This window comes from Pseudomonas veronii, assembly GCF_001439695.1.
In the GTDB taxonomy this organism is placed as follows: Bacteria; Pseudomonadota; Gammaproteobacteria; order Pseudomonadales; family Pseudomonadaceae; genus Aquipseudomonas; species Aquipseudomonas veronii.
Genome location: NZ_JYLL01000026.1, coordinates 1 through 18,067, shown reverse-complemented (window position 1 = coordinate 18,067; position 18,067 = coordinate 1). Strand labels below are relative to the sequence as shown.

Sequence of the window (18,067 nt, the reverse complement as noted above, 5' to 3'; positions counted from 1 at the left end):
CGCAGGCTTAGGTTCTGCGTAAGGTGCTGAATTTAAAGGCTTATGGGTTTGGCATGAATTGTGTTGTCAGTCGATAGGCACTGACCCGACAACGGGAGGGATAACCCCCACTTTTCAAAAGAAACCACACCCATGCACAACACCTTGCAACGCACGTTTATTGCCGGCCTGCTGGCAATCGGCACCTTGGGCGGGCTGCTGCCGGCCGCGGCCCAGGCGGCCAATGATCAACAGTTCATCCCGCTGGCGACCTACCGGGTCGGCGCCTACGCCTCCAGCGGCATCCCGTGGTGGGCGGGGGAGATCGACTACTTCCGCTATATCAATGAGGTCGAAGGCGGCGTGAACGGGGTCAAACTGGTCTGGCAAGAGTGCGAGACCGAGTGGAAGACCGACCGTATCATCGAATGCTACGAACGCTACAAGGCCGGCCTCGACGGCGCGCCGACCGGCTTCTTCTTCACCCACAGCACGCCGGCGTCCTATGCGCTGATGGACCGCGCCGCCGTCGACCATATCCCGCTGATCGACGGTGCCGGCGGGCGTACCGAATCGACCGATGGCCGCGTGTTCCCTTACGCCTTCCCGCTGTTGCTCAACTACTACGGCCAGGCGTCGGTGGGGATCAACTACATCGCCCAGCGCGAAGGCGGCCTGGACAAACTCAAGGGCAAGAAGATCGTCACGGTCTACCACGACTCCGCCTATGGCCGCGAAACCCAGGCGGCGATGCAATTGCTCGCGCAAAAGTACGGTTTCGAGAATATCCAGATCCCGGTGGCGGACCCCGGCAACGAGCAGTCGACCCAATGGCGGCAGGTCCGTCAGATCAACCCGGACTGGGTGTTCCTGCGCACCTGGGGCGTGTCCACCCCGGTCGGCATCAAGACCGCCGTGCGTTTTGGCATCCCGGTGGACCGCCTGATCGGAGACGTGTGGGCCGGCTCCGAAGCCGATGTGATCCCCGCGGGCACCGCCGCCAAAGGCTACCAGGCGCTGGCGCCGTTCCCCGGTGGCGACAGCTTCGAGATCCACCGCAAACTCAAGCAGTTCATCCTGGACCCGGGCAAGAGCAACCTCAAAGACCCGAGTTACTTCGGCAAGGTCTACTACAACATCGGCCTGATCAACGCGGCCATTGCAGTCGAAGCCTTGCGCACCGGCCAGGCCAAGTTCGGCAATCGTGGGCTGAACGGTGAGGAAACGCGCTGGGCGTTCGAGCATTTGGACATCGACGCCGCTCGCATCAAGGCGTTGGGTCTCGAAGGCTTGCTCGCGCCGTTGAAACTGTCCTGCGCCGACCACGAAGGCGGCGGTTCAGCCCGGGTGCAGCAGTGGGACGGGCAAAAATGGGTGCTGGTGACCGACTGGGTCCAGGCCGACCGCGCCACCTTGCGCCCGTTGATCGAGGCCAAGTCTGCCGCGTATGCCCAGGAGAAGGGCATCGCGGCGCGCGACTGCGCGGCCGAGTAAGCCTCAACGCAAAACACCCCGGAAAGCCGGGGTGTTTCGCAACGGGTTAACCTATTGAGGCTTTACCAGAGCGCCAAGGTGTAATCGATGTTCACCCGCAGTTCGTTGTCATCGCGAAACGAAGCGGTAGGGGCGAAGTCATTGCGGTACCAGGCATGGCGCAAGCGGAACGCGACGTTCTTGAAGGTGCCGCTCTGCACCACATAAGACAGCTCTATGTCTTTTTCGCTCTCGCTGCGATCACTGCCGCCCAATGCACTCGGTAGTTCGATATGGCTGGCGTCCAGATACCGCAGCATGCCCTTGAGCCCGGGAACCGCCAGGGCGGCGAAGTCATAGTCGTAGCGGACCTGCCAGGTGCGTTCCTTGGGGTTGAGGAACTCGCTGCTCAAGGCGCCTTCACTGACCACCATCGGTTCTGAACCGGCGATGTAGGGCATTGCCGTATCACCGCTCAGTTGCATGTAACCGAGCCCGAGGCTGTGGGCGCCCAGGCTGTAGGTGCTCATCACGCCGAAGGTGCGGTTGTCGACCTTGCCCGCTTTGGCGGGGCCGTCCTCGCCACTGATGTGGTAGCGCACATCGGTTTTCACCCGCCCCGGGCCCAGTGGGCGATTGTCGATAAACCCGACGAAGTCCTGGCGATAAATGTCCGCAAGTTCCGCGTGGTAGTACTTGAGTGTGAGAGCGTCGGACCATTTGTAGTCGCCGCCGGCAAAGCTGAAGCTGTCCGATTCGGCCGCACCGTTGAAGCGCCGGTTGGGCGAGGCCAGGGTGATCTTCTGGTAGTTGGTCGAATCGCGCTGGTTCATGCGGTCGAGCCAGCCGGCATTGAGCGTCAGGTTGTCGATGTCCTGGGACTTGAGCTGGGCGCCGCGAAAGGTCTGTGGCAGCAGGCGCGTCGGGCTGGCAAACAGGATGGGCAGGTTCGGCGCGAGCGTGCCGCCCTGCAGTTCGGTTTTCGATACCTTGACCTTGCCGGTCAGCCCCAGTTCTGAATAGCTGTCGTTCGGCTGGCGAGTGACCGGGTTGTACGACAGCAGGCCGGTGCCGGTGCGATCGGGGCTGGAGTCGAGTTTCAAGCCGAGCAGGCCTTGGGCATCCAGGCCAAACCCCACGGTGCCAGGGGTATAACCGGAAGTGAAGCGCAGGATGAAGCCCTGCGCCCATTCACGGGTGGCCGATTGCGCCGAGTCGCCTTTGTAGTCGCGGTCGAAGTAGTAGTTGCGTGAAGTCAGCGTGGCCTTGCTGTCTTCGATAAAACCCTGGGCCAGCAGCGCGGGGCTGATGCTGCACAGCGTACCGAGGGCGAGGGTGGTGTGAACCCGTTTCAGAGTACTCATGGACGTTGCCTTTTTATTATTGTTGTCGGGGTTATTCAGGGGCATGCAAGAGGACCCACTGCTGATCCTGCACCGTCACCAGTGCGCGAGCGCGCTGGTCGTGGCCGAAGTGGTCGGTGGCGCTCAGGTTGTACACGCCGTGGGTGCCGACCACGTTGCGGGTCTGCTCAAGCTGGTCGCGCAGTTGCTCGCGAAACGCTGGCGTGCCCGGTGTGCTGCCTTTGAGCGCGGCCGGCACGGCGGCCTCCACCAGGCGCATGGCGTCGTACAGGTAGGCGCCGAATGGCGACAGGCTGTTGGCGCCGTACTGGGCCTGGTAATCCTGCGCGTATTGGCTGGCGATGGCTTTGGACGGGTGGCTGGCCGGCAGTTTGTCCCACACCACCACGGGCCCCACGGGCAGGATCGCGCCGTTCAAGGCTTTGTCGCCGATGCGCAGGAACGCGCTGTTGGCCGCACCATGGGTGTGGTAAATGGTGCCCTTGTAACCCAGGCGCCGCAGTTCGGTGTGAGGCAGGGCCGCGGGTGTGCCGGTGGCGCCGATCAATACCGCATCGGGCTTGCTGCTCATGACCTTCAGGGCCTGGCCGCTGACCGACGAGTCGGTGCGGTTGAAGCGCTCGTCTCGCACCAATTGGATGCCTGCCGCCGGCGCCATCTCGCTCAGCACTTTGTGCCAGTCTTCGCCCCACACATCGTTGTAGCCGATATACGCCAGGGTTTTTACGCCGGCTTTTTGCATGTGCTCGATCAGCGCCTCGGCCATCAAGGTGTTGGTCTGGGCGACGGTGAAAATCCAGGTCTGTTCGCCGCTTGCCGGGGCGAATGGGGCCAGGGCGATCTGCGCGGTCTTGCTCTCCTTGGCGATTTGCGCCACGGCCGCCGAGGTGGGCACGGTGGTGGAGCCGATCAACAGGTCGACACGGTTTTCGCTCACCAGTTTGCGCGCGTTCTTGGCGGCGGCCGTGCTGTCGCTGCCGTCGTCCAGTACCACGTATTTCACCGCCTGGCCGGCAATTTCCTTGGGCAACAGGGCCACGGTATTGCGCTCGGGAATACCCAGCGAGGCACCGGGGCCGGTGGTGGAGAGAATCACGCCGACGGTCATGTCCGCCTGTGCGGCGGCAGACAGTGAGGTCAGCAACAGCAAGGGAAAAATCGATCTCATACACGCTCCTGATATTTTTTTATGGTGTGGCAAAGGCTGTGGCAGGGCGCTACGTGCCGGTAGCGCTGGTGACCTCCATGGCGGCTCGGGTGGGTGGGCGGCCCAGGTAGATTTCGGCCACCTGGGGGTTGTTGGCCAAGGCTTGGGCGCTGCCTTCAAGCACGATTTCCCCGACTTCGAGCACGTAGCCGTAATCGGAAATCTTCAGCGCGGCGCGGGCGTTTTGCTCGACCAGCAGGATCGACACGCCGCTCTGGCGCAGGGTCTCGAAGATCGTGAAGATTTCGCCGATCACCCGCGGGGCCAGGCCCAGGCTGGGTTCGTCGAGCATCAGCAAGCGCGGCTTGGCCATCAGCGCGCGGCCGATGGCAAGCATCTGGCGCTCGCCGCCCGACAGGGTGCAGGCCGGCTGACTGCGCCGTTCGTACATGCGCGGGAACAGGCCGAAAACTTCGTCGAGGGTCTTCTGGTGGTCGCGAAAGCCACGCCGATGACGGCTGAAGGCACCCAGGCGCAGGTTGTCCTCGACGCTCATCAGGCCGAACAGTTCGCGGCTTTCCGGCACCAGCGCCATGCCCTTGTCGATGCGCTGGGCGACGTCGTGGTGCGCCAGCAGCGGCTGGCCGGCGTAACTCACCTGGCCCTGTGCTGGCAGCAGGCCAATCAGCGCCGCCATCAAGGTGGTCTTGCCGGCGCCGTTGGGGCCGATCAGGCTGACGATCTGGCCTTCCTCCAGGCTCAGGTTGAGTTGGCGTACCGCTTCGACCTTGCCGTGGCTGATCGTCAGGTTGCGTACATCCAGCAGGCGACTCATTCGACACCTCCAAGGTAGGCGGCAAGCACCGCAGGGTTTTGCTGTATCTGCAGCGGTGTGCCACCGGCCAGGCGCTGGCCGAATTCCATCACCACGATCTGGTCGGCCAGTCCCATGACGAATTCCATGTCGTGCTCCACCAGCAGCACGCCGAGGCCTTCGCTGCGCAGTTGTTCGAGCAGGTGGGCGAGTGCCTGCTTTTCGGCATGGCGCAGTCCGGCGGCGGGTTCGTCGAGCAACAGCAACAGGGGATCGCTGCACAGCGCCCGGGCAATTTCGACGATGCGCTGCTGGCCCAACGGCAGGCTGCCGGCGGGGGTGTGCAGGGCGGCGCCCAGGCCCACGCGTTCGATCTGGCGCCGGGCCTCGGCCAGCAGGGCGGCTTCCTCTTCGCGCTCCAGATGCAGCATCGAGCGCAGCAGCCCGGCTTCGCCCCGGGCATGGGCGCCGAGGGCGACGTTTTCCAGGACACTCATGTCCGGCAACAAACGCACGTGCTGGAAGGTGCGGCTGACGCCCAGTCGGGCGATGGCACGCGGCGACAGGCCGTCGATGCGCTGGCCGAGAAAAACGATCTGGCCGGCATTGGGCGCGAGCACCCCGGACAACAGATTGAACAGGGTCGACTTGCCGGCGCCGTTGGGACCGATCAGCGCGGTGATTTCGGCGCCATTGACGGTCAAGCCCATGTCCTTGTTGGCCACCAGTCCGCCAAACTGCTTGAGCAGACCTTCTGCGACCATCAACGGCTGCCCGTTGGCGGGCATCGTCCGGCGGGGCAGCGCATGGGCCGGGTGCTCGGGCAACGGGCGGGGTTGTGCCCTCGGGAACAGGCCGCTCAGCAATGGCAACAGGCCGCCACGGGCGTATTGCAGGACCAGGATCACCAGCACACCGAAGAAAATCATCTCGACGTTGTCGGCGTGCCCGAACAGCTGTGGCAGTACGTCTTGCAGCACCTGTTTGATCAGGGTCAGCAGGGCTGCGCCGAGCAGTGCGCCCCAGAGGCTGGCAACGCCGCCGAGCACGATCATGAACAGATATTCGATACCCATCACCACCGAGAACGGCGTGGGATTGACCACCCGTTGCAGGTGCGCGTACAGCCAGCCCGACAACGCCGCGAGCAGGGCCGCGATGATGAACACCTGCAAGCGGCTGCGCGCCGTGTCGATGCCCATCGCCTCAGCCATGCCGGCGGAATCCTTGAGGGTGCGGATGGCGCGGCCTTGGCGGCTATGCAGCAGGTTGTCGAGCAGCCACAGGCTGATCGCCAACAGCAGCCCAATCAGCAGGCTGAAGTCGGCCGGGTCGCGGACCTGCCAGCCGAACAGGCTGATATTCGGCAGGTTTTGCAGGCCGCCGAAGCCGCCCAGCCCGGGCAGGTTGCCGAACAGGTAGAACAGCGCCAGACCCCAGGCCAGGGTGCCGATGGGCAGGTAGTGGCCGGCCAGGCGCAGGGTCAACAGGCCCAGGCTGGTGGCAACCACAAGGGTAATCGCCAGGCCCGCAAGCAAACCGAGCCAGGGCGACAGGCCATATTGGGTGGTCAGCACCGCGCTGGCGTAGGCGCCGATACCGACGAACGCGGCCTGGCCGAACGAGGTCATGCCGCCGATGCCGGTCAGCAGCACCAGGCCCAGGGCGACCAGGCTATACAGGCCGATGTAATTCAGCAGCGTGACATGGAAGGTCGGCAGCAGCACTGGTGCCAGGCCCGCCAGAAGCAGCAGGGCGAACAGGGGGATCAGTCGACGGATCATCAGTGTTGCTCCTCAAGGTGAGGGTGCTTCAACGAGAGCCACAGCAGTACCGGGATCACCAGGGTGAACACGATCACCTCCTTGTAGGCCGAGGCGCCGAAGTTGGCGAAGCTCTCCAGGACACCGACGAAAAACGCACTGGCTGCGGCAATCGGGTAACTGGCCAGGCCGCCGAAGATCGCAGCGACAAACCCCTTGAGGCTGATCAGAAAGCCCGAGTCGTAGTACAGGGTGGTCAGCGGGCCGATCAGCACGCCGGAAATGGCGCCGATCAACGCCGCCAGGCCGAACGCTGCCTTGCCGGCCAGCTGTGTGGGGATGCCCACCAGTTGCGCGCCCTTGCGATTCAGTGCCGTGGCGCGCAGGGCCTTGCCATACAGGCTGTGGCCGAAAAACGCGTAGAGCAGGCCGATCAGCAGCAGGGCGCTGGCGATCACCAACAGGCTTTGCAGGCCCACCGGCAGCTCACCGAGCATGAACACCGCTTCGGCCAGGGCATCGGTGCGAACCCCTTCTGCGCCGAACATCAGCAAGCTGATACCCACCAGCGTGATGTGTACGGCCACCGATACAATCAGCAGCAACAGCACCGAGGTCTCGGCCACCCGTTGATACACCAGGCGATACAGCAGCGGCCCCAGCGGCGTGACCAGCGCCAGGGTCAGCAGGATCTGCAACACGGCCGGCAAACCGGCCAGCTCGAAGGTGTCCAGCACCACCCACAGCACCGTCGGCAAGCCCAGGTAGCGTGCCAGCAGGCCGGGCACCCGGCGCGATTGACCACGGCGCAACGCGGCGATGCTGTCCAGTGTGCAGGCGGCCAGCGAGCAGCCGAGCAGCAGCCACAGGGTGCCGGGCATCAGCCCCAGTTGCAGGGTGGCCAGGGTCAGGGCGCTGTAGGTGACGAAGTCGCCCTGGCACACCAGGATGGTGCGCGTCACCGAGAACACCAGCACCAGGGCCAGCGCCACCAAGGCATAAATCGCGCCCGTGGTCAGGCCGTCCTGGGCGAGAAACGCCAGTATCGAGATATCCATGAGCGGCCCTCAGCGAGCGGTAGGAAAGGGAGGCGAAGGTGTGCGCCAGCGGGCGTCGGTCAATGCCGTGCCGGGGTGCTGTCGTCGGGAGGGCGAGGTGTCAAGCGCGCAGGGTGTGGCCGTGCGCAGGGGTGCATGCAAGTGCATAGTGAGGTACCCGTTTTCTATTCTTATTGTCGTGTGGATAAGCCTGAGGGAGCGCCATACACAGCTTTAAAATACACATGTGAATGTGTATGTATAGACTACGCGGGAGGGTGGGCGCTTTGTCAATAGGCGCCGCTGTAACGGTTTGTTTAAAGGCGGGTTTCTAATCTATGTTGTTGTTTTTAGATAAAAAAATAAAATAATCTTTTTCATCTGAAAAGTTCAGCACCCAGTGCGCGTGCTGCTTCGTGATCTTGAAAGATACATTTATGTATTTTTATGAATGCCGACGCAGGTCGGCATCCGGGCTCAGGCGGGGAGGGTGCAGGATTCGGGGATCAGGATGCCGGCCATGCGCTGGCTGCGTTCCAGGCGTTGTTGCGGGGTGTCTTCGCTGTGCAGCAATGACAGGCTGATCTGGTAGGCATAGATCAGGTAGGCGCGGTCCTGGGCATCGCCACTGGGCACGCCGGCCTGGATCAGCAGGCCTTCGATGTAGCTCAGGCGGTGGCTGTCGACTTCGTCGATGGCCTGGCGCGCCTGCTTGTCGCGGCGGGCCCAGCCGCGAATGCCCAGCTCGATCGAGGCGGCGTCCTTGGCGGTCTGCCCGTGGGAGGGCAGTTCGAGCAGGCGATGCAGTTGTTGCAGCGGCGAGCTGTGGGCATTGCGCAGGTGCAGAATCACATCTTCGGTGGCGCGTGCGCGCCAGTTGCCGAGGATGCCTTCGAGCAGTTCCCCGCGACTTTTGAAGTGGTAGTAGAAGCTGCCACGGGTGATCTTCAATTCCTTGGCCAGGGTATCGACTCGCACAGCGTCGACGCCGCTGGTAACCAGGACTTCCTGTGCCGCATGAATCCAATCTTCCCGCGTGAGGTTGGTGCGTGATGACATTGTCTAGGGGCCTTGTCCAACAAGCTGGATAAGCGCCAGGGCACAGCAGCGTTCGACGCCCGCCTTGGCAGCGAGCCGCCATTCTAACGCCCGGCGCAACGACGAAGCTATTGCCAGCGCACCGACTGTGGCCCGCGCATGGGGGCTGCGTGTGCTCGGATTCTAGAGTACATGTGTGTAGGTTGGCTTTTGGATTATTTGCACAAAGCCACGTTTTTTTTAATTGACGCAGGTCAAATCGGTAAATAGCATACAGATACACATCTGTATGTTAAGAATAAGAACCGGAGGCCGACATGAGCGCAAATCCCAAGACTCTGCTTGCAGCAGGGCACCAGACTCACTACCACGAAGCCGGTCAGGGCGAGGCCTTGTTCCTGTTGCATGGTTCGGGCCCCGGTGTATCGGGCTGGGCCAACTGGGCCAATACCGTGCCGGTGTTCGCTGATCGCTGGCGCGTGGTCGTGCCGGACATCGCCGGCTTCGGCTTCACCGAGTTCAAGGACGACGCCAAGTACGACATCAAGCTGTGGGTCAACCATCTGCTCGGCATCATGGATGCCCTGGACATCGAAAAAGCCTCGTTCGTCGGCAATTCGTTTGGCGGCGCGCTGGCCATCGGCCTGGCGGTGTTCGCACCGGAGCGCGTCAACAAGCTGGTGTTGCTCGGCACCCCGGCCGGTGAGTTCGTGCAGACCCCAGGCTTGCGCGGCGCCTGGGAATACGAGCCATCGCTGGACAACATGCGCGAGCTGATGAAGCTGTTCCCCTATGACGTGTCGCTGATCACCGAGGCGATGGTGCAGGCACGTTACGAAGCCAGTGCGCGCCCTGGTGCCCAGCAGGCGCTACGCAAACTGATCCCGCAGCCGGCCGCCGACGGTCCGACCCTGGTCAAGGGTTTTCCTGCGGCCGCGTTGGCCAAGATCGTCGCGCCGACGCTGGTGGTACACGGCCGTGAAGACCGCGTGGTGCCGCCCGAGTGCGGGCTGCTGATCGCCAACAGCATTCCCGATGCCGACCTGCACCTGTTCGGGCGCTGTGGGCACTGGGTGCAGAGCGAGCAGCCGCGCCGCTTTGCCGCGCTGGTCCGCGATTTCCTCAGCGAGTAGGCCGGTATGAGCAGAAACGTTATGGAGCGTGCGCTCTGGCAGCTGTGCGTCGAGCGTGTCGCCAAAGAGCGCTTTCGGCAGGACGCGGTCGGGTTCCTCGGGCGTTTTGCCCTGGAGGAGGCCGAGGTCCGCATGATCGTCGAGTTCGATGTTGCCGGGCTGCAGGCGGCCGGGGTCAACCCGATGCTGACCATGGGCTTCTGGCAGGAGCTTGCCCCTGACCGCAACATGAGCCTCTACAAACAGCGCCTGGGCGCTACCGACGAACACAGCGCGGGATTTTCCGCCGCGCTCAAGGGGTGAACCGATGGGCAAGATAGTAGGCGGCTTCTGGATGCCGCATGACCCGGTAATGTTCGTGGCACCCGACGCGCCGCCGTTGGCGCAACGTGAGGCGGTATGGGCTGCATACGAAGCCTGCGCCGAACGCCTGGCGGCCTTGCAGCCGACCTCGGTGATCATCGTCGGTTGCGACCATTACATTCTGTTCGGCACCCATTGCCTGCCGCGCTATGTGATCGGCACCGGCGATGTGGATGGCCCCATCGATCGCCTGCCGGGCCTGGAACGTGGCGCGGTGCGCAACCATCAAGCGTTGGCCACGCACATTGTCGAGCACGGCGATGGGCAGGGCGTGGACTGGACCGTGGCGCGCAGTTTTACCGTCGACCATTCCTTTTCCATTCCGCACCAACTGGTGGTCAAGCCGGCCGAGGCCTTGCTCGGGCGTGAGTTGCCGAGCATCCCGGTGTACCTGGCGTGCGGCGTTGACCCGTACATCTCGCTCCAGCGGTCGGCCGACCTCGGCCGGCAGCTGCGGGCGGCCGTCGAAGCGTTCGATGCCGACGAGCGTGTGGTGATTATCGGCAGTGGCGGGATCAGCCACTGGGTCGGCACCGCCGAGATGGGCCGGGTGGCCGAAGACTTCGATCGCGAGATTCTCGCCCTCGGCGTCAATGGCGACCTGCAAGCGCTGTGCGCCTACAGCGACGAAGAGATCCTGCGTCGGGCCGGCAACGGCGCGATGGAAATCCGTAACTTCGCCTGCGCCCTGGCCGCCATCGAGCGCCCGCAGGGCGAAGTGATTGCCTATGAAGCCGTACCCGCCTGGGTCACCGGGCTGGGCTTTGTGCAACTGAGTGTGAGGGCCGAGCATGAGCCGTGTATTACTTTGCCAACGTGATGAGCTGGCGCCAGGGGAGCTGAAGAAGGTTGCCCACCGCGAGGGCGACGCCATCTGCGTCTACAACCTGGGGGGCACGTTCTACGCCACCACCGACATGTGTACCCACGCCACCGCTTCGCTGGCCGAGGGCGACCTGGAAGACGACCTGATTACCTGCCCGGTCCACTGGGGCCAGTTCCATGTGCCCAGCGGCAAGGCGGTGACGTTTCCCTGCGAGCGCCACTTGCGCACCTACAAGGTCATCGTCACCGACCGCGAGGTGTTCGCCGACATCGCCCTGGAGGCTGACGAGGCGCTGGCCGCCGCCAACAGCCCGGTGTGACCGGGCCGCTGTCCAACCGTATTCCTGTGAGTCTGAACCATGGATAACAACAAACACATACCGCTCAGAACCATTGAAAGCACGCCCGCCCTGGGCAACCTCGACCGTATCTGCGACATGGAGGAAGGGCGCCTGTCCGGCAAGGTCTTCTGGGACCCGGCGATCTACGAGCAGGAGCTGGAGAAAATCTTCGCGCGCTGCTGGCTGTTCGTCGCGCACGAGTCCCAGCTGCCCAAGTCCGGCGACTACCTGACCACCTCGATGGGTGAAGACGAAGTGCTGGTGGTGCGCCAGAAGGACGCCTCGATCAAGGTCTTCCTCAATGCCTGCCCGCACCGTGGCAACAAGGTGTGCTTTGCCGAGGCCGGCAACGCCCGCGGCTTTATCTGCAACTACCATGGCTGGTCGTTCGGTGCCGATGGCGGCCGGCTGATGGGCATGCACGAATCCAAATGCTACGAAGAAAGCCAGTTCGACAAGTCCAGGCACGGCCTGCGCGAGGCGCGTGTCGCCAGCTATAAAGGCCTGGTTTTCGCCACGTTTGCCAGCGATGCGCCGACCCTGGAGGAATACCTCGGGCCGATGACCTGGTACATGGACGTGATGCTCGACATGGATGAAGGCGGCAGCGAGTTTCTCGGTGGTTGCATCCGCTCCACCATTGAGTGCAACTGGAAGATCGCCGCCGAGAACTTCGTCGGTGACATCCTGCACGGCGGCTGGACCCACGATTCGGCGGCCAAGGCCATGCTCGGCGGGCCGGTGGCGAATGTCGGCGAGTTGCCCGAGTCGTACTCGGTGAACTGGAATGGCCACGGCTATGAGTTCGCCACCGACGTGGTCGGCAACGCCGCGACCCTGGGCGAGAAAGACATCAACAAATACCTGCACGTGCTGCGTCCCAAGGTGGCGGACCGCCTCGGCGAATTCCGCTCGCGGCTGATCGGGGCGATTTCCTCGTTCACCGTGTTCCCCAACTTTTCCTTTCTGCCGGGGCAAAACACCGTTCGCATCTGGCAGCCGCGCGGCCCGCACAAGATCGAGCTGTTCACCTGGGTGATCGTCAACAAAAACGCCCCGCAGGAGATCAAGGACAAGTGGCGGCGCGGCGCGATGATGACGTTCTCGCCCACCGGGGTGTTCGAGATGGACGACGGCGAGAACTGGGAGTACTGCACCAAGAGCAGCCGTGGCGTGGTCACGCGTTATCAGGACCTGTACGTCGGCCTGGGCATGCACACCCGTCTCGAAAACAGCGAGTTGCCCGGCAATGTGTTCAAGGGCCAGCTCAACGAATGTAATGCGCGGGCGTTCTATCAGCGCTGGAAGGATCTGCTGCAGGCTCCGACCTGGGCCGATGTTCCGGACCGCAACGGCACGCTGCGCTGAGGGGGGCCAGATGACACACGAACAACAGGACAGCCTCGTTTCAGTCGAGGAAACCCGCCGCGTCGAACAGTTCCTGCTGCGCGAAGCGCGCCTGCTCGACGGCGAATGCTGGGACGCGTGGCTGCACGGTCTCAGTGAAGCCATCCACTACTGGATGCCGGGCATCGAGAACCGGCGCCGCGAGGACAAATCCGGGCCCTATCGCCTGGAACACATGGCCTTCTTCGATGACGGCATGCGCGAACTCAAGCGCCGCGTGGCACGCTTCAAGCAGCCGTCGGCCTGGGCCGAGAACCCGCCGACGCGCAACGTTCACCTGATCAGCAACGTCGAAGTGTATGCCGGCCCGGCGCCGGGCGAATACCTGGCCTACTCGTGCTTTATCAACGTGCGCAGCCGCGGCCTGGACGAGCATCACCAGATCGCTGGCCGGCGCGAGGATGTACTGCGCCTGGAGGCCGACGGCCTCAAGTTGCTCAAGCGCAAGATCCTGATCCCTAACGCGATGTTGCTGTGCAAGAACATCAACACCTTCCTCTGAGGGCTGGCATATGGCTTGGTTAAAAGGGCAGGTGGCATTGGTCACCGGCGGTACCGGCGGGATTGGCAGCGCCATCGTCCGTCGTTACGTGGCCGAGGGCGCGCGCGTCGCGGTCATGGGCCGCGATGCGGCGCAACTGGCCGCGTTGGCTGACACGCTTGGCGACGCGGTCATCACGATTGAGGGGGATGTGTCGCGGTATCAGGACAATCAGCGTGCGGTGGCGGCGACCCTTGAGGCGTTTGGCAGGCTTGACACCTTCGTTGGCAACGCTGCCGTGTTCGATTATTTCACGCGCCTGGACCGTATTGCCCCGGAAGAGTTCGAGGGCGCCTTCCAGAAACTCTTCGCCACCAACGTGCAGGGTTATCTGCTGGGCGCGCAAGCCTCGATCGAGGCACTGCGCGAAACCCGGGGCAGCATGATCTTTACCCTCTCCAACAGTGCCTTTTATGCCGGCGGCGGTGGCATTCTCTACGTCACCGCCAAGCATGCGTTGGTGGGCATGATTCGCCAACTGGCTTACGAGCTGGCGCCGGACATCCGCGTCAACGGCGTGGCTCCGGGGGCGACCAACACGCCGATGAAAAGCCTGGAAGGCTTGAACAGCCGCAGTGTGCCGCTGAACCAGATCCCGGGCTTCGAAGCCGGTGCGGCGCAGGCGGTGCCGTTGCAACGGATTGCCGAGCCCGAAGACCACACCGGGCACTACGTGCTGTTGGCCTCGCGGGAAAATTCCGGCCTGACTACGGCGAACATCATCCACAGCGATGGCGGCTGGGAGATCCGCAGTGCCGGTGCAGCCAAGCCGCGCAAGGCCTGAGCCAGGCCGACGCCTTGATAACTAGAATAAGAGAGATGCGTGATGACAAGAACAAGCCTGAGTGCACCGCAACAGCAACTCCTGAACCTGTTTGCCGGGCTCAACCTCCCGGTCCTCGCGGCGCCGATGTTCCTGGTGTCGGGGCCGGGCCTGGTGGCCGCCTGCTGCCAGGCCGGCATCGTCGGCAGCCTTCCGGCGCCCAATGCGCGAACGGTCGAACAATTGCAGGAATGGCTGGAGCAGATCAGCCGCGAGCGTGAGCTGGCGCAGCAACGCGGCGAGCAGTGGGCGCCATGGATGCTCAACATGATCGTACACAGCACCTACGACCGCTTCGACGCTGAGCTTGAGTTGGTGCGCCGTTATCAGCCGCCCATCGTGTCCACAGCCCTGGGTAGCCCCAAGCGCGTCCTTGAAACCGTACACGCTTATGGCGGCGTGGTGATCGCCGACGTGATCAGCCCGGCACTGGCGCGCAAGGCGGTGGCCGCTGGCGTCGATGGCCTGGTCCTGGTGTGCAACGGGGCGGGCGGGCATACCGGCAGCTACAACCCGTTCGCCTTCGTCGCCGAAGTGCGCCAGTTCTGGGACGGCCCTTTGGGCTTGGCCGGGGCGATTTCCAACGGCCGCGACATCCATGCGGTGCAGGTACTGGGCTGCGATTTCTCGCTGGTCGGAACCCGCCTGATTGCCGCCCATGAAAGCCTGGTGGAAGCCGCCTACCGCGACATGCTGGTGGCCTGCTCGCTGGATGACGTGACCACCACCAAGGCGGTCAGCGGCGTGCTTGCCAACTGGATGCGGCCGTCGCTGGAAAAGGCCGGTATCGACCCCAGCGCCGAAAACCGCGCCAGCATCGACTTTTCCGGTGACATCTCCACTGCCAACAAGGCCTGGAAACATGTGTGGTCGGCCGGCCAAGGCGTAGGCCAGATCACCGGCACCTACAGCGTGGCGCAACTGGTGGACGAGTTGCACCAGGGTTATCGCGAAAGCCGCGCACGTCAGTTGTGAGCCATCCAGAACCGTTCAGGAGCAACCCCATGCACCACGAAAACCTTCAGGCCGCCGCCGCTGCGCTGGCCCTGGCGCGGTCGAGCCGCAGCCCTTGCCCACGCATTTCCGAGCGTTTCGACATCCAGTCGTTGCACGACGCCTACGCCGTGCAAGAGATCAACACCCAGGCCGCCCTGGCTGCCGGTCGGCGCCTGAGCGGACGCAAGATCGGCCTGACGTCCCTGGCGGTACAGCAGCAGTTGGGCGTCGATCAGCCCGATTTCGGCATGCTGTTTGCCGACATGGAATACCGCGATGGCGAGACCATCGACAGCACCCGGCTGATCCAGCCCAAGGTCGAAGGCGAAATCGCCTTCGTCCTGGGGCGCGATCTCCCTCACCCCGATACGACCCTGGGCGAATTGCTGCGCGCCGTCGACCATGTGCTGCCGGCCCTGGAAATCGTCGACTCGGCGATCGAGGACTGGAAGATCACCCTGGTCGATACCGTGGCCGACAACGCCTCATCGGGCCTCTACGTGCTGGGCAAGACCCCCGTCAGCCTGCGCGGCCTGGACCTGGCGCTCGAAGGCATGCTGCTGGAGAAGAACGCGGCCCAGGCAGCCATCGGCGTGGGGGCCGCGTGCATGGGCAACCCGCTGGACGCTGCGCTGTGGCTGGCGCGCACCATGGCCCTGACCGGGCGCCCGTTGCAGGCGGGCGACGTGCTGTTGTCGGGCGCGCTCGGGCCCATGGTGCCGGTGGTGGCGGGCGACAGCCTGCGCTTGCGCCTCACCCGCCTGGGTGAAGTGAGCTGTCGTTTCGGCTGAGGCCAGCAGGCAACAACCCTGCTACCGGGCTGACGACCCGGTGGCGATTACAACAATAAAACGAGTGAGCAGCGGGCTGATGGCCTGCCGTATTCACGAGGGCGTGCAATGTACGATTTTTTCAATGATCCGACCCAATTGGCCCCTGCCAAGGTGCTGTATGAGGCACGTGCCGACGGCAGCTTCGTGCTGAGTTCACCCGAGCCCCTGCAGCCCTATGCGCGCTGTGTCGGGCAGTGGCTCGAACACTGGGCCGTGCAGACACCGCAGCGTGCCTACCTGGCCGAGCGGCGCGGCGCCGGCTGGTTCAGCCTGAACTATGCCCAGGTGCGCCAGCGCGTGGGGGCATTGGCCCAGGGCTTGCTTGAGCTGGACTTGCCGGCCGGGCGCCCGCTGCTGATGCTCTCGGAAAACGATCTGGACCAGGCGCTATTGACCTTGGCGGCGCTGCACGTGGGCATCCCGGTGTCGACGATTTCCGTGGCGTACTCGCGCAACACCGGCAGCGGGTGCAGCAAACTCAAGGCGATTGTCGAGGTGCTCAAGCCGGCGCTGATTTTTGTCAACGACGGTGATGCCTATTGCCGTGCCATCGAGTTGGTCAACCCGGATTGCCCGGTGGTGGCGGCGCGCAACGCCCAGGAAATTCGCGGGGCGCTGGCCTTGCCGCTGTTGTACAAGGCCGAAAGCCCAGCGGTGATGCAAGCGTTTGCACGGCTCGACGGCGACACCCCGGCGCGCTACCTGATGACCTCCGGTTCGACCGGTGCGCCCAAGGCGGTGGTCAATACCCACGGCATGCTCTGTGCCAACCAGCAGGCGATTGCCCAGTGCTGGCGCTTTCTTGAGCACGAAGAACTGGTGGTGCTCGACTGGTTGCCCTGGAGCCATGTGTTCGGCGCCAACCACAACTTCAACCTGGTACTGCGCAACGGCGGCACCTTGTACATCGATGACGGCCTGCCGTTACCGGGGCAAATCGACCGCACCGTGGAAAACCTCAAGTCGGTGCGACCCACCCTGTACTTCAACGTGCCGCGCGGCTACGAGGTCTTGCTGCCGTACCTCGAGCGCGACGAGGTACTGGCGCGCGCCTTGTTCGGGCGCCTGCGCATGCTGTTCTACGCCGCTGCCGCGCTGCCCCAGAGCAGTTGGGGGCGGCTGGCGGCGTGTGCCACCAAGGTCCGCGACACCCCGCTGTTCTTTGCCACCGAGTGGGGCTCGACCGAGACGTCGCCGGTGGTCACCAACGTGCATTTCGCCGCCGACAAGGCCGGCATCATCGGCCTGCCGGTGCCGGGCACGCAGCTCAAGTTCGTGCCCTGCGGCGACAAGCTGGAGATGCGCGTGCGCGGGCCGTCGGTGTTCCCGCGCTACCTGAAGGACCCGGTCAGCAGCCTGGCCGCGTTCGATGAGGAGGGCTTCTACCGCATTGGCGACGCGGGGCGCTTGGTCGACCCGCAGCGGCCGGAGTTGGGGGTGCAGTTCGACGGTCGGGTGACTGAAGACTTCAAACTCAGCAGCGGCACCTGGGTATCGGTGGGCACCCTGCGTCCACGCCTGGTCAGTGCCTTGGCGCCTTACGTCAGCGATTGCGTGATCTGTGGGCATGATCGCGACGTGATCGGTGCGCTGATCTACCCAAGCCCGGCCCTGCGCGATCTGCTCGGTGCCGCCGGACAACAGATGACCGGCGCACAACTGGCGATGCAGTCCGAGGTGCGCCTGGCCTTGTGTTCGGGGCTGCTGGCGCTGGCCAAGGAATTCCCGGCGTCGTCCCAGCATGCCATGCGCCTGGTGATTCTCGACTCGCCGCCCAGCCTCAACGACGGCGAAATCACCGACAAAGGCTACATCAACCAGCGCATGGCGCTGAGCCTGCGCGCCGAGGCCGTGACGCGGCTGTACGCCGACAGCCTCGAGCCCAGCGTCATCCTCCTCGCTGAAGTCTACGGAGAAGCCGTATGAACCCTGCAAAACTCAAAGTCGCCATCATCGGTTCCGGCAACATCGGCACCGACCTGATGATCAAGATCCTGCGCAACGCCAAACACCTGGAAATGGCGGTCATGGTCGGCATCGACCCGGCCTCCGACGGCCTCGCTCGCGCCCAGCGCATGGGCGTGGCTACCACCCACGAAGGCGTCGAAGGCCTGACCCGCATGGACGTGTTCCAGCACATCGATTTCGTCTTCGATGCCACCTCGGCCGGCGCGCATGTGCAGAACGATG

General features: G+C 63.9%; 17 protein-coding genes and 1 pseudogene. 12 read left to right on the top strand and 6 right to left on the bottom strand.

Annotated elements, in window-relative coordinates:
• The first annotated feature begins 132 nt into the window (after positions 1-132).
• Complete coding sequence (locus TU80_RS23925; RefSeq protein WP_057005524.1) at positions 133-1,473, top strand: ABC transporter substrate-binding protein; 1,341 nt, start codon at positions 133-135, stop codon at positions 1,471-1,473.
• A 62-nt stretch (positions 1,474-1,535) separates the two neighbouring features.
• On the opposite strand, the gene TU80_RS23920 is transcribed toward TU80_RS23925, so the two are convergent.
• From TU80_RS23920 to TU80_RS23895, 6 genes are all read right to left on the bottom strand, one after another.
• Positions 1,536-2,816 carry an OprD family porin gene (locus tag TU80_RS23920; protein WP_046383250.1) on the bottom strand — a complete coding sequence of 427 codons (1,281 nt, stop codon included), beginning with the start codon at positions 2,814-2,816 and terminating at the stop codon, positions 1,536-1,538.
• Between the two features lie 31 nt (positions 2,817-2,847).
• The gene (locus TU80_RS23915) at positions 2,848-3,984 is read right to left on the bottom strand and encodes an ABC transporter substrate-binding protein (protein WP_057005523.1); all 1,137 of its coding nucleotides are present in this window, start codon (positions 3,982-3,984) and stop codon (positions 2,848-2,850) included.
• Positions 3,985-4,033: 49 nt separating this feature from the next.
• Positions 4,034-4,789 carry an ABC transporter ATP-binding protein gene (locus TU80_RS23910; RefSeq protein ID WP_232566609.1) on the bottom strand — a complete coding sequence of 252 codons (756 nt, stop codon included), beginning with the start codon at positions 4,787-4,789 and terminating at the stop codon, positions 4,034-4,036.
• Between the two features lie 5 nt (positions 4,790-4,794).
• On the bottom strand, positions 4,795-6,561 hold the full coding sequence (locus tag TU80_RS23905) for a branched-chain amino acid ABC transporter ATP-binding protein/permease (protein ID WP_057005522.1): 1,767 nt from the start codon (positions 6,559-6,561) through the stop codon (positions 4,795-4,797).
• Positions 6,561-7,598 carry a branched-chain amino acid ABC transporter permease gene (locus TU80_RS23900; protein WP_046486461.1) on the bottom strand — a complete coding sequence of 346 codons (1,038 nt, stop codon included), beginning with the start codon at positions 7,596-7,598 and terminating at the stop codon, positions 6,561-6,563. Before TU80_RS23900 ends, TU80_RS23905 begins: the two co-directional genes overlap by 1 nt.
• Before the next feature lie 456 nt (positions 7,599-8,054).
• Positions 8,055-8,636 (bottom strand): TetR/AcrR family transcriptional regulator, encoded by a 582-nt coding sequence (locus TU80_RS23895; RefSeq protein ID WP_017847303.1) that lies wholly within the window; start codon positions 8,634-8,636, stop codon positions 8,055-8,057.
• 296 nt (positions 8,637-8,932) lie between these two features.
• On the opposite strand from TU80_RS23895, the gene TU80_RS23890 reads away from it, so the two are divergent.
• The 11 genes and pseudogenes from TU80_RS23890 to TU80_RS23840 form a co-directional block, all read left to right on the top strand.
• Positions 8,933-9,748 (top strand): alpha/beta fold hydrolase, encoded by an 816-nt coding sequence (locus TU80_RS23890; RefSeq protein ID WP_017847304.1) that lies wholly within the window; start codon positions 8,933-8,935, stop codon positions 9,746-9,748.
• 6 nt (positions 9,749-9,754) lie between these two features.
• Complete coding sequence (locus TU80_RS23885; RefSeq protein ID WP_032804499.1) at positions 9,755-10,051, top strand: extradiol ring-cleavage dioxygenase; 297 nt, start codon at positions 9,755-9,757, stop codon at positions 10,049-10,051.
• Positions 10,052-10,055: 4 nt separating this feature from the next.
• The gene (locus tag TU80_RS23880; RefSeq protein ID WP_017847306.1) at positions 10,056-10,931 is read left to right on the top strand and encodes a DODA-type extradiol aromatic ring-opening family dioxygenase; all 876 of its coding nucleotides are present in this window, start codon (positions 10,056-10,058) and stop codon (positions 10,929-10,931) included.
• Positions 10,903-11,256: a non-heme iron oxygenase ferredoxin subunit gene (locus tag TU80_RS23875; protein ID WP_017847307.1), complete on the top strand. Its 354-nt coding sequence runs from the start codon at positions 10,903-10,905 to the stop codon at positions 11,254-11,256. The genes TU80_RS23880 and TU80_RS23875 overlap by 29 nt, the downstream gene beginning before the upstream one ends.
• A 39-nt stretch (positions 11,257-11,295) precedes the next feature.
• The gene (locus TU80_RS23870; protein ID WP_057005521.1) at positions 11,296-12,645 is read left to right on the top strand and encodes an aromatic ring-hydroxylating dioxygenase subunit alpha; all 1,350 of its coding nucleotides are present in this window, start codon (positions 11,296-11,298) and stop codon (positions 12,643-12,645) included.
• A gap of 10 nt (positions 12,646-12,655) precedes the next feature.
• The gene (locus TU80_RS23865) at positions 12,656-13,186 is read left to right on the top strand and encodes a 3-phenylpropionate/cinnamic acid dioxygenase subunit beta (RefSeq protein WP_057005520.1); all 531 of its coding nucleotides are present in this window, start codon (positions 12,656-12,658) and stop codon (positions 13,184-13,186) included.
• Positions 13,187-13,196: 10 nt separating this feature from the next.
• Complete coding sequence (hcaB, locus tag TU80_RS23860; RefSeq protein WP_017847310.1) at positions 13,197-14,009, top strand: 3-(cis-5,6-dihydroxycyclohexa-1,3-dien-1-yl)propanoate dehydrogenase; 813 nt, start codon at positions 13,197-13,199, stop codon at positions 14,007-14,009.
• Positions 14,010-14,051: 42 nt separating this feature from the next.
• Positions 14,052-15,023 (top strand): NAD(P)H-dependent flavin oxidoreductase, encoded by a 972-nt coding sequence (locus tag TU80_RS23855; protein WP_057005519.1) that lies wholly within the window; start codon positions 14,052-14,054, stop codon positions 15,021-15,023.
• Positions 15,024-15,052: 29 nt separating this feature from the next.
• Complete coding sequence (locus TU80_RS23850; RefSeq protein WP_046383258.1) at positions 15,053-15,835, top strand: 2-keto-4-pentenoate hydratase; 783 nt, start codon at positions 15,053-15,055, stop codon at positions 15,833-15,835.
• A gap of 108 nt (positions 15,836-15,943) precedes the next feature.
• Positions 15,944-17,803, top strand: coding sequence for a feruloyl-CoA synthase (locus tag TU80_RS23845; RefSeq protein ID WP_057005518.1), 1,860 nt, complete (start codon positions 15,944-15,946; stop codon positions 17,801-17,803).
• Positions 17,800-18,067 (top strand): annotated as a pseudogene (locus TU80_RS23840) (NAD(P)-binding domain-containing protein); the annotation flags it as partial. The gene TU80_RS23845 and the pseudogene TU80_RS23840, both read left to right, overlap by 4 nt.

Bases quoted from the DNA above. Each gene is read 5' to 3' on its own strand.
- TU80_RS23920 (WP_046383250.1), bottom strand. From the start codon at position 2,816: ATGAGTACTCTGAAACGGGTTCACACCACCCTCGCCCTCGGTACGCTG.
- TU80_RS23880 (WP_017847306.1), top strand. From the start codon at position 10,056: ATGGGCAAGATAGTAGGCGGCTTCTGGATGCCGCATGACCCGGTAATG.
- TU80_RS23870 (WP_057005521.1), top strand. From the start codon at position 11,296: ATGGATAACAACAAACACATACCGCTCAGAACCATTGAAAGCACGCCC.
- TU80_RS23845 (WP_057005518.1), top strand. From the start codon at position 15,944: ATGTACGATTTTTTCAATGATCCGACCCAATTGGCCCCTGCCAAGGTG.
- TU80_RS23875 (WP_017847307.1), top strand. From the start codon at position 10,903: ATGAGCCGTGTATTACTTTGCCAACGTGATGAGCTGGCGCCAGGGGAG.
- TU80_RS23895 (WP_017847303.1), bottom strand. From the start codon at position 8,636: ATGTCATCACGCACCAACCTCACGCGGGAAGATTGGATTCATGCGGCA.
- TU80_RS23915 (WP_057005523.1), bottom strand. From the start codon at position 3,984: ATGAGATCGATTTTTCCCTTGCTGTTGCTGACCTCACTGTCTGCCGCC.
- TU80_RS23890 (WP_017847304.1), top strand. From the start codon at position 8,933: ATGAGCGCAAATCCCAAGACTCTGCTTGCAGCAGGGCACCAGACTCAC.
- TU80_RS23885 (WP_032804499.1), top strand. From the start codon at position 9,755: ATGAGCAGAAACGTTATGGAGCGTGCGCTCTGGCAGCTGTGCGTCGAG.
- TU80_RS23925 (WP_057005524.1), top strand. From the start codon at position 133: ATGCACAACACCTTGCAACGCACGTTTATTGCCGGCCTGCTGGCAATC.
- TU80_RS23865 (WP_057005520.1), top strand. From the start codon at position 12,656: ATGACACACGAACAACAGGACAGCCTCGTTTCAGTCGAGGAAACCCGC.
- TU80_RS23905 (WP_057005522.1), bottom strand. From the start codon at position 6,561: ATGATCCGTCGACTGATCCCCCTGTTCGCCCTGCTGCTTCTGGCGGGC.
- TU80_RS23850 (WP_046383258.1), top strand. From the start codon at position 15,053: ATGCACCACGAAAACCTTCAGGCCGCCGCCGCTGCGCTGGCCCTGGCG.
- TU80_RS23900 (WP_046486461.1), bottom strand. From the start codon at position 7,598: ATGGATATCTCGATACTGGCGTTTCTCGCCCAGGACGGCCTGACCACG.
- hcaB (WP_017847310.1), top strand. From the start codon at position 13,197: ATGGCTTGGTTAAAAGGGCAGGTGGCATTGGTCACCGGCGGTACCGGC.
- TU80_RS23855 (WP_057005519.1), top strand. From the start codon at position 14,052: ATGACAAGAACAAGCCTGAGTGCACCGCAACAGCAACTCCTGAACCTG.